The organism is Pseudomonas tehranensis (assembly GCF_014268615.1).
GTDB lineage: Bacteria > Pseudomonadota > Gammaproteobacteria > Pseudomonadales > Pseudomonadaceae > Aquipseudomonas > Aquipseudomonas tehranensis.
This window is the reverse complement of record NZ_JABWQV010000172.1, coordinates 1-10,665: the sequence shown is the minus strand read 5'-3', so window position 1 is coordinate 10,665 and position 10,665 is coordinate 1. Positions and strand designations below refer to the sequence as shown.

Genomic DNA, 10,665 nt, shown 5'->3' with positions numbered 1-10,665 from the left:
CGGGTCTTGTTCCGGAATCGGTTCCGGCTCAGGGCCGGGTGGCGGCAGGGTGGGGTCGTCAATGTTGGGGTCGGGGGTTTCAGCCGGGATGGGAATATTCATCAGGACGGGTCTCCGTGACGCACATGGCTTGAGTCGTGCTTAACCTTGTTGACCACCTTGCGCCTGGTTTGATCCCGCTGTCATCAGGGCAAATCACTCTGAACTTTTAACCGTGGGTTCGGTTCGGAGTTTAAGTGAGTTTTTTCAGGGATCCATTTTTTCAAGGACTACTGGGCCTTTACCGCCACAACGTCCATGGGGCGTAAAAGGAGCGATGCTCGATGACTGCTGAACACCCGACTGACCTGTCGTACAACCCGCACTTGCCACTGTCCCAGGCCCTGTTACTGCCACGTATTGCCATTGAAAGCACCATGCCGGTCATCGAGGGTGGGCAATTCGCCGCCAAGGCCGTGGCCGGGCAGGACGTAACGGTGACCAGTAAAGTGTTCGCCGATGGCCATGACAAACTGGCCGTGCATATTCTTTGGCGCGCGCTGAAGGATGAATCCTGGAACAGCGCGGTCATGACCGAGCTGGGCAATAACGGCTGGCAAGGCCAGTTCAATGTGCCTGAGCAGGGCTTTTATGTGTTTCGCATCGAGGCCTGGATCGATCAGTTCGCTAGTTTCCGCTATGAGCTGGAAAAAAAATTCGCTGCCGGGGTGCCCATCAGCCTGGAATTGCAGGAAGGACGCAATCAGGTGCAGATGGCGGCCGAGCGTAGTGAAGGTGAGCTGAGGGAGCAGTTGACCGCGTTGCACCATGAGCTCTCCGGCCTGTTACCCGCCGAGCAGGTGGCATTGTTCCTGGCGCCGCGCAGTGCCGCTCTCATGTCCCAGGCCGATCATCGGCCCTACTTGAGTCTCAGCCCGCAATATCCTCTGGACGTCGAGCGCAAGCTGGCCGAGTTCGCCAGTTGGTACGAGCTGTTTCCCCGCTCGATCACCGATGATCCCCAGCGGCATGGCACCTTCAATGACGTGCATTCGCGTCTGGCCGTGATCCAGGACATGGGTTTTGATGTGCTGTACTTTCCGCCGATCCACCCCATCGGTCGCAGCTTTCGCAAGGGCCCGAACAACTCCCTCACCGCCGGTCCCGACGATCCGGGCAGCCCTTATGCCATCGGGAGCGAGGAGGGCGGTCATGAGGCGATTCACCCGCAGTTGGGCTCGCGCGAGGATTTCCGGCGTCTGGTGGCGGCCGCGGCCGACCACGGCCTGGAAATTGCCCTCGACTTTGCCATCCAGTGTTCCCAGGACCACCCGTGGCTCAAGCAGCATCCGGGCTGGTTCAGCTGGCGGCCGGACGGCACGATCAAATACGCGGAGAACCCGCCGAAGAAATACCAGGACATCGTCAACGTCGATTTCTACGCCGCGGATGCGATTCCCAGCCTGTGGCTGGAGCTGCGGGACGTGGTGGTGGGGTGGGTCAATGAAGGCGTGAAGATCTTCCGCGTCGACAATCCCCACACCAAGCCGTTGCCGTTCTGGCAGTGGTTGATTGCCGATGTGCGGGCCCAGCACCCTGAAGTGATGTTCCTCGCCGAAGCCTTCACCACGCCGGCCATGATGGCGCGCCTGGGCAAGGTCGGTTATTCCCAGAGCTACACCTATTTCACCTGGCGCAATACCAAGACCGAACTGGCGACGTATTTCACCGAGCTCAACCAATCCCCGTTACGCGAGTGCTACCGGCCGAACTTTTTCGTCAACACGCCGGACATCAACCCGGCGTTTCTCCATGAGTCGGGGCGCGCCGGGTTTCTGATCCGCGCGGCCCTGGCGACCATGGGCTCGGGCCTGTGGGGCATGTATTCGGGGTTTGAGTTGTGCGAATCGGCGCCAGTGCCGGGCAAGGAGGAGTACCTCGACTCGGAAAAGTATGAGATCCGCCCCCGGGACTTCACCGCGCCGGGCAACATCATTGCCGAAATCGCTCAGCTCAATCGCATCCGCCGGCAGAACCCGGCGCTGCATACGCACCTGGGCCTGACGATCTACAACGCCTGGAACGACAACATCCTGTACTTCGGCAAACGCACCGCCGACGGCAGCAATTTCATCCTGGTGGCCGTGAGTCTCGACCCGCACAACCCGCAGGAGGCCAACTTCGAATTGCCGCTGTGGGAGATGGGGCTGCCGGACGATGCCCAGACCCAGGGCGAGGATTTGATGAGCGGGCATCGTTGGACGTGGTACGGCAAGTACCAGTTCATGCGCATCGACCCGGCGTACCAACCGTTCGGGATATGGCGGATCAGCGCCTCTTGAGGCGTGCCCCCTGTAGGAGCTGGCGAAGCCTGCGATCTTTGCTCTGGCGCTTGAGTTTCAAGCGAAAAGACAAGATCAAAGGATCGCAGGCTTCGCCAGCTCCTACAGGGAATGCAGCCGAGCGGGGATAAAGCCCCTCGCCACAAAAAGACCTAACAAGCCTGTTTCAGCGGCTTTACAGAATTTCTCAGGAGTTGCAAATGGCGAAGAAACCCCGGTCTGCCACCTTTATCAAAGACCCGCTCTGGTACAAGGACGCGGTGATTTATCAGGTCCACGTCAAATCCTATTTCGATTCCAATAACGACGGGATCGGTGATTTTCCTGGTCTGATCGAAAAGCTCGACTACATCGCCGATCTGGGTGTCAACACCATCTGGCTGCTGCCGTTCTATCCTTCGCCCAGGCGCGATGATGGTTACGACATCGCCGAGTACCGAGGCGTCAGCCCCGACTACGGCACCATGGCCGATGCGCGGCGTTTCATCGCTGAAGCCCACAAGCGTAATCTGCGGGTGATTACCGAGTTGGTCATCAACCACACTTCCGACCAGCATCCATGGTTCCAGCGCGCGCGCAAAGCCAAGCCGGGTTCGAAGGCGCGGGATTTCTACGTCTGGTCCGACGACGATCACAAGTACGACGGGACCCGGATCATTTTCCTCGACACCGAGAAATCCAACTGGACCTGGGATCCGGTAGCCGGCCAATACTTCTGGCACCGTTTTTACTCCCACCAGCCGGACCTCAACTTCGACAACCCCCAAGTGATCAAAGCCGTCCTGTCGGTGATGCGCTACTGGCTGGACATGGGCATCGACGGCCTACGTCTGGATGCGATCCCGTACCTGATCGAGCGCGACGGCACCAACAACGAGAACCTGCCCGAGACTCACGACGTCCTCAAGCAGATCCGTGCCGAGATTGATGCTAACTACCCCGACCGTATGCTGTTGGCCGAGGCCAACCAGTGGCCGGAAGACACCCAGTTGTACTTCGGCGATGTCGACGCCCAGGGTTTGAACGGTGACGAATGCCACATGGCGTTCCACTTCCCGCTGATGCCGCGCATGTACATGGCGCTGGCCCAGGAAGACCGCTTCCCCATCACCGACATTCTGCGCCAGACCCCGGAAATTCCGGCCAATTGCCAATGGGCGATTTTCCTGCGCAACCACGATGAGTTGACCCTGGAGATGGTCACCGACAAGGAGCGCGATTACCTGTGGAATTACTACGCGGCCGACCGTCGAGCGCGGATCAACCTGGGGATCCGTCGACGTCTGGCGCCGCTGATGGAGCGCGACCGCCGCCGTGTCGAGTTGCTCAATAGCCTGCTGCTGTCGATGCCTGGCACGCCGACCTTGTACTACGGCGATGAAATCGGCATGGGCGACAACATCTACCTGGGCGACCGCGACGGCGTGCGCACGCCGATGCAGTGGTCCATCGACCGCAACGGTGGTTTCTCCCGCGCCGACCCGGCCAGCCTGGTGCTGCCGCCGATCATGGACCCGCAATACGGCTATCAGTCGGTCAACGTCGAGACCCAGGCCGGCGATCCTCATTCATTGCTTAACTGGACCCGGCGGATGCTGGCGGTGCGCAAGCAGTCCAAGGCCTTTGGCCGTGGCACGCTGAAGATGCTGTCACCGAGCAACCGACGGATCCTGGCTTATACCCGCGAATACACCGGCCCCGATGGCAAGCACGAAATCATCCTGTGCGTGGCCAACGTGTCTCGTAGCGCCCAAGCGGCCGAACTGGACCTGTCGGCCTATGCCGGCATGGTTCCCGTGGAGATGCTGGGGGGCAACGCCTTCCCGCCCATCGGCCAGCTGAATTTCCTGCTGACCCTGCCGCCATATGGTTTCTACTGGTTTGCCCTGGCAACAGAAAACCAGATGCCGAGCTGGCATGTGGAGCCGGCCCAGAGCTTGCCGGACTTTACCACTCTGGTCCTGAAGAAACGCCTGGAAGAGTTGCTCGAAGCACCGTCGCGCACCACGCTGGAGCAGGCTATCCTGCCGAGCTGGCTGCAGAACCGTCGCTGGTTTGCCGGCAAAGACAGCGCGATCGAGAAGGTCAATATTGTCTATGGCGTGCGTTTCGGCGATCCGCAGCATCCGGTGCTGCTGAGCGAAGTCGACGTCACCAGCGCTGGCCAGACACTGCGTTATCAACTGCCCTTCGGTCTGCTGGCCGAGGACCAGGTGGGCGCGGCGTTGCCACAGCAACTGGCGCTGTCCCGGGTCCGCCGGGTGCGTCAGGTCGGTTTGATCACCGATGCGTTCAGCCTGGAAAGTTTTGTGCGGGCGGTCCTGCAAGGCATGCAGGCCGGTACAGTGCTGCCTTGCAGCGAGGGCGAGTTGCGCTTTGAGCCCACCGCAGGCCTAGCCCCATTGAACCTGGGAGATGAGCCGGAGGTGCGTTACCTGTCCGCCGAGCAGTCCAACAGTTCAGTGGTGGTGGGCGGCAGTGTTGTACTCAAATTGATCCGCAAAGTGGCGTCGGGCGTACACCCGGAGCTGGAAATGAGCGCCTACCTGACCGCCGCAGGTTTCAGCAATATTTCGCCGCTGCTCGGTTCGGTGATCCGCCGCGATACCGCGGGCGAAGATGCACTGCTGATGATCGCCCAAGGCTATTTAAGCAATCAGGGCGACGCCTGGGAATGGACCCAGAACAACCTCGAGCGCGCCCTGCGTGATGAGTTGGCCGATGCCGTGTCCGAGCAGGAACAGCACTACAACGCCTTGGGCGAACTCAAGGACTTCGCTGGCATGCTCGGCCAGCGCTTGGGGGAAATGCACGAGGTACTGGCCCAGGCCACCGATGATCCGGACTTCGCGCCCCAGGCCACCAATGCCAAGGAAGCCCAGGCCATCGGCAAGGATGTGGCCGCACAGGTAGAAAACGCCTTACGCCTGCTCAAGCAGAACCAGGGCCAATTGAATCCGGCGGACCAGGCCTTGGTCGCACGCTTGCTGGAACACAAGAAGACCGTTCTGGCGCACATCCAGGAACTGGCCGGCAAGGCTGTTGGTGGCTTGCGCATCCGCGTTCACGGCGACCTGCACCTGGGGCAGGTACTGGTGATCAAGGGCGACGCCTACCTGATCGACTTCGAGGGCGAGCCGGCACGACCACTGCATGAGCGCCGCGGCAAACACAGCCCGTACAAGGACGTCAGCGGCGTGCTGCGCTCCTTCGATTACGCAGCCGCCATGGCGATCCACCTGAACACCGTCGACAGCACCGCCGACGCCGACGCGGCGCGGCAACGGGTGGCTGATCGTTATTTGAAAGAGGCCCGTCAGGCATTTGTTGAGGCATATCGGCTGGCGGCAGCTAGTCTTGCCCATGAGTGGAAGGATGCTGAAGGCGAAGACGCCGCACTGGCGTTGTTCGGCCTGGAGAAGGCGGCCTATGAAGTGGCCTATGAAGCCGAGAATCGCCCCGCCTGGCTGCCCGTGCCATTGCACGGTCTGTACGGGTTATTGAGCGGGCTGAAACCCTTTTCCGACTTAGCCGGACCGATTTAGTGGAGAGAATCATGAGTGTCTCGAACAAAGAACCACAGGGGCAGGCCAAAGAGTCGTTGCTGCCGTCCCCCCATGACATCGACGCGCTGGTGCGCGCAGAACATCAGGACCCGTTTTCCATTCTCGGTCCCCACGGCGATGGTGCCGGCGGGCAGTTCATCCGGGCGTACCTGCCCGGCGCCTTGAGTGTGCAAGTGCTGGCCCGCGATGGCGGCGAAGTACTGGGCGATTTGCAGCTCAGCGAAACCCCGGGTCTGTTCGTCGGCCATTTCGACCGCGCCCAGCCCTACCTGTTGCGCACCCGCTGGGCCGGCGGTGAGCAGGTGGCCGAAGACCCCTACAGCTTCGGGCCACTTCTGGGGGAAATGGACCTTTATCTGTTTGCCGAAGGCAATCACCGCGACCTCAGTTCCTGTCTGGGCGCGCAGTTGACCACGGTCGATGGTGTCGACGGCGTGCGCTTTGCCGTATGGGCACCGAATGCGCGGCGCGTCTCGGTGGTGGGCGATTTCAACGTCTGGGACGGGCGTCGGCATCCCATGCGCATCCGTTATCCGTCCGGGGTGTGGGAGTTGTTCATCCCGCGGCTGGGCGCAGGCGAGGGTTACAAATATGAAATCCTCGGCGCCCACGGCATTCTGCCGCTCAAGGCTGACCCGGTGGCGCTGGCCACCCAAATGCCGCCGGATACCGCTTCCAAGGTTGCCTCGCCGCTGAAAATCGAGTGGCAGGATGAGCAGTGGATGCAGGATCGCCGCGAGCGGCAGTTGCCGGGCGCGCCGTTGTCGATCTATGAATTGCACGCCGGTTCCTGGCAGTGCGAAATCGACGAGGCGGGAGAGGTCGCCCGGCAATACACCTGGCATGAAATGGCCGAACGGCTGATCCCTTACGTCAAGGACCTGGGGTTCACCCACATCGAGCTGATGCCGATCATGGAGCATCCGTTCGGGGGCTCCTGGGGTTACCAGCCGCTGTCACAATTTGCTCCGACGGCGCGTTTCGGCTCACCGGACGATTTCGCTGCCTTCGTCAACGCCTGTCACCAGGCCGACATCGGCGTGATTCTCGATTGGGTACCGGCGCATTTTCCCACCGACACCCACGGGCTGGCCCAGTTCGACGGCACCGCGCTGTACGAATACGGCAACCCGCTCGAAGGCTTCCACCAGGATTGGGACACGCTGATCTACAACCTGGGGCGAACTGAGGTGCATGGTTTCATGCTCGCTTCGGCGCTGCATTGGTTAAAGCATTTTCACATCGACGGTTTGCGTGTGGATGCCGTCGCCTCGATGTTGTATCGCGACTATTCACGCAAGGCCGGCGAGTGGGTGCCCAATCGCCACGGTGGGCGGGAGAACCTGGAAGCCATCGATTTTCTGCGGCACCTCAATGACGTGGTGGCGCTGGAAACCCCCGGTGCATTGGTGATCGCCGAAGAATCCACCGCCTGGCCGGGCGTCAGCCAGAGCACGCAACAGGGCGGCCTGGGTTTTGCCTATAAGTGGAACATGGGCTGGATGCACGATTCGCTGCATTACATCCAGCAGGACCCGGTGTACCGCGCCCACCATCACAACGAACTGAGTTTCGGCCTGATGTATGCGTGGTCCGAGCGCTTTGTCCTGCCGATTTCCCATGACGAAGTGGTGCATGGCAAACGCTCGTTGATCGACAAGATGCCCGGCGATCGCTGGCAGAAATTCGCCAACTTGCGGGCTTATCTGAGCTTCATGTGGGGCCATCCCGGCAAGAAGCTGCTGTTCATGGGTTGCGAGTTCGGCCAATGGCGCGAGTGGAACCACGACCAGCAGTTGGACTGGTATCTGTTGCAATACCCGGAGCACCGTGGGGTGCAGAAGCTGGTGAGCGACCTGAACCGTCTCTATCGCGAAGAGCCGGCGCTGCACGACCAGGATGATGCGCCTCAGGGTTTCCAGTGGCTGATTGGTGACGATGCGGTCAACAGCGTCTACGCCTGGTTGCGTTGGAGCAAGGAAGGCCGGCCGGTGCTGGTGGTTGCCAACTTCACGCCCGTGCCGCGCGCGGCCTACCGCATCGGCGTACCGTTTGCCGGGCGCTGGGTGGAATTGCTCAACAGTGATGCCGACACCTATGCCGGTTCCAACTACGGCAACAGCGGCGGTGCCTTCACCGAAGAAGTGGCCAGCCATGGCCAGGCGCTGTCGCTGGAGCTCAACTTGCCGCCATTGGCGGTATTGATTCTGCGGCCGGAGGGTTAGTCGCGGGTCCTATCACGCAGTGACCCTGTGGGAGCGGGCTTGCTCGCGAAAGCGGTCTGACAGTCGACATCAACGGTGACTGTCAGGCCCCCTTCGCGAGCAAGCCCGCTCCCACAATATGGGCTCACCTACAGAGATTCGGTGATCGTTCAGCGCACCAGACACGGCTGCTTGTTGTTGAACGTCCAGCCCGGAATCAGGTACTGCATTGCCACCGCATCATCCCGCGCGCCAAGTCCCATGCCTTTGTACAGTTCATGAGCCTTGGCCAATTGGTCGGTGTCCAGCTCGATCCCCAGTCCCGGTTTTTTCGGCACCTGTACGCAGCCACCCTGGATCTGCAGCGGCGCCTTGGTCAGCCGCTGGCCATCCTGCCAGATCCAGTGCGTGTCGATCGCCGTGATGTCACCCGGTGCGGCCGCAGCTACGTGGGTGAACATCGCCAGGGAAATGTCGAAGTGGTTGTTGGAGTGCGAGCCCCAGGTCAGGCCCCATTCGTTGCACATCTGCGCCACTCGAACCGAACCTTGCATGGTCCAGAAGTGTGGGTCGGCCAAGGGAATGTCCACCGACTGCAAGGTGATGGCATGGCCCATTTCGCGCCAATCGGTGGCGATCATGTTAGTGGCGGTTTTAAGACCGGTGGCGCGACGGAATTCGGCCATCACTTCACGGCCCGAATAACCATTCTCGGCACCGCAAGGGTCTTCGGCGTAAGCCAGGACCTTGTGCTGGTCGCGGCACAGGCGGATGGCCTCCTTGAGTGACCAAGCGCCGTTCGGGTCCAGGGTGATACGTGCCTGGGGGAAGCGTTCGGCCAGGGCGGTGACCGCTTCGATTTCTTCGTCGCCCTTGAGCACGCCGCCCTTGAGCTTGAAGTCCTGGAAGCCGTAACGCGAATGAGCGGCTTCGGCCAAGCGCACCACAGCGTCGGCGTCCAGGGCTTTTTCGTGGCGTACGCGGAACCAGTCGTTGTCGGCGTCCGGCTCACTGCGGTAGGGCAGGCCAGTCTGCTGGCGATCACCGACATAAAACAGATAACCCAGCATCTTCACTTCATCACGCTGCTGGCCTTCGCCGAGCAGGGCGGCGACCGGTACATCCAGGTGCTGGCCCAGCAGGTCCAGCAACGCCGCTTCCAGGCCGGTGACCGCGTGGATGGTGATGCGCAGGTCGAATGTCTGCAAGCCACGACCACCGGCATCCCGGTCGGCGAAGGCCTGGCGTACGGTGTTGAGAATTTTCTGATAGGTGCCGATGGGGCTGCCGACTACCAGCGAGCGGGCATCTTCGAGGGTCTGGCGAATGCGCTCGCCGCCGGGCACTTCGCCCACGCCGGTGTGGCCGGCGTTGTCTTTGAGAATGACGATGTTGCGGGTAAAGAACGGGCCATGGGCGCCACTGAGATTCAGCAGCATGCCGTCATGACCGGCCACCGGCACGACCTGCATGCTGGTGATGATGGGGGCTTTGGTGGCTTCTTGGGTCTGCATGTTTTTCCCACTCGTTGTTTTTATGCGGGGCATCGCAGGAGGGCGATGTTGATAGACATCATACAACTTGATTTTTTTATCTTACAAGGGAGGCTGGTCGGTTTTTTTGGATGGTTTGCCTTAAAAACTCGGAAACACCTTTATTTGCTGGATTTTTTGGCAAGGAAAAGAACATGCGGGAGATCAGTTTAGCGCTGGCGGAATCGTTCGATGACTGAGATGATTGCACTTGTCATACAAGCTAAGGGGCGTGGAGTTTTTACCTCACGACCCGCCTGCTCCGTTTCGAGGACCCACCGCCCATGCAGCCAGACATCGAGGCAACGCCGCGCAAACGCACCCACAACCTGGCCCATGACTTGGTGGCTCAGCTGAGCCAGAGCATTTTGCTGGGGCAGTTGAAACCTGGGGAAAAACTGCCGTCCGAAGGTGCCATTGTGCAGGCCCATGGGGTCAGCCGCACGGTAGTGCGCGAGGCGATCTCCAAACTGCAGGCCTCGGGGTTGGTGGAAACTCGCCACGGCATCGGCACCTTTGTGCTGGAGCAGACCGGTGAGCCGGGCCTGCGGCTCAATGTCGACACCGCCGCCGGTGTGCGGGGGATTCTGGAACTGCGCCTGGGCCTGGAAACCCAGGCAGCGGCCCTGGCAGCCGTGCGCCGCAACGAACGCCAACTGCAGCAGATGCGCCAGGCCCTGGATGATTACCAGCGGTTGCTCAGCAATAACGACAGTTGCGTCGACGCCGACCGGCGCTTTCATTTGCTCATTGCGCAAGCCACGGACAACACCTGTTTTGTTGAAATCATGCAGCATCTGGGCAGTGAGATGATTCCCCGAACCCGAGTGAACGTGGTCGAGCGCGGTCAAGCAGACTTGGGCAAGCTGGCTCAATTGGCCAACCTTGAGCACGAGGCGATCTTCAATGCCATCAAGCGCCAGGACCCGGACGCCGCCCGCGCCGCCATGTGGTTGCACCTGACCAACAGCCGTGATCGGTTTGGCGCGGGGACCTGAAGGCTCATCGTCGCCTGACCCACCGCCTTCGCGAGCAAGCCCGC

5 protein-coding genes are annotated in these 10,665 nt (G+C 60.9%); 4 read left to right on the top strand and 1 reads right to left on the bottom strand.

Annotation, left to right across the window (positions count from 1 at the left end; genetic code table 11):
• Positions 1 to 323: 323 nt before the first annotated feature.
• From HU811_RS19945 to glgB, 3 genes are all read left to right on the top strand, one after another.
• Positions 324 to 2,321: an alpha-1,4-glucan--maltose-1-phosphate maltosyltransferase gene (locus HU811_RS19945; protein WP_092402928.1), complete on the top strand. Its 1,998-nt coding sequence runs from the start codon at positions 324 to 326 to the stop codon at positions 2,319 to 2,321.
• Between the two features lie 200 nt (positions 2,322 to 2,521).
• Positions 2,522 to 5,866 carry a maltose alpha-D-glucosyltransferase gene (gene treS / locus HU811_RS19940; protein ID WP_186657649.1) on the top strand — a complete coding sequence of 1,115 codons (3,345 nt, stop codon included), beginning with the start codon at positions 2,522 to 2,524 and terminating at the stop codon, positions 5,864 to 5,866.
• A gap of 11 nt (positions 5,867 to 5,877) precedes the next feature.
• Positions 5,878 to 8,112, top strand: coding sequence for a 1,4-alpha-glucan branching protein GlgB (glgB, locus tag HU811_RS19935; protein WP_186657646.1), 2,235 nt, complete (start codon positions 5,878 to 5,880; stop codon positions 8,110 to 8,112).
• 149 nt (positions 8,113 to 8,261) lie between these two features.
• Here the strand turns inward: glgB and gudD are convergent, their stop codons facing one another.
• Positions 8,262 to 9,605 (bottom strand): glucarate dehydratase, encoded by a 1,344-nt coding sequence (gene gudD, locus HU811_RS19930; protein WP_186657644.1) that lies wholly within the window; start codon positions 9,603 to 9,605, stop codon positions 8,262 to 8,264.
• Between the two features lie 302 nt (positions 9,606 to 9,907).
• On the opposite strand from gudD, the gene HU811_RS19925 reads away from it, so the two are divergent.
• The gene (locus HU811_RS19925; protein WP_092402922.1) at positions 9,908 to 10,621 is read left to right on the top strand and encodes a FadR/GntR family transcriptional regulator; all 714 of its coding nucleotides are present in this window, start codon (positions 9,908 to 9,910) and stop codon (positions 10,619 to 10,621) included.
• Positions 10,622 to 10,665: the final 44 nt, after the last annotated feature.

Coding starts and splice junctions, on each gene's coding strand:
- HU811_RS19945 (WP_092402928.1), top strand. CDS start 324: ATGACTGCTGAACACCCGACTGACCTGTCGTACAACCCGCACTTGCCA.
- treS (WP_186657649.1), top strand. CDS start 2,522: ATGGCGAAGAAACCCCGGTCTGCCACCTTTATCAAAGACCCGCTCTGG.
- glgB (WP_186657646.1), top strand. CDS start 5,878: ATGAGTGTCTCGAACAAAGAACCACAGGGGCAGGCCAAAGAGTCGTTG.
- gudD (WP_186657644.1), bottom strand. CDS start 9,605: ATGCAGACCCAAGAAGCCACCAAAGCCCCCATCATCACCAGCATGCAG.
- HU811_RS19925 (WP_092402922.1), top strand. CDS start 9,908: ATGCAGCCAGACATCGAGGCAACGCCGCGCAAACGCACCCACAACCTG.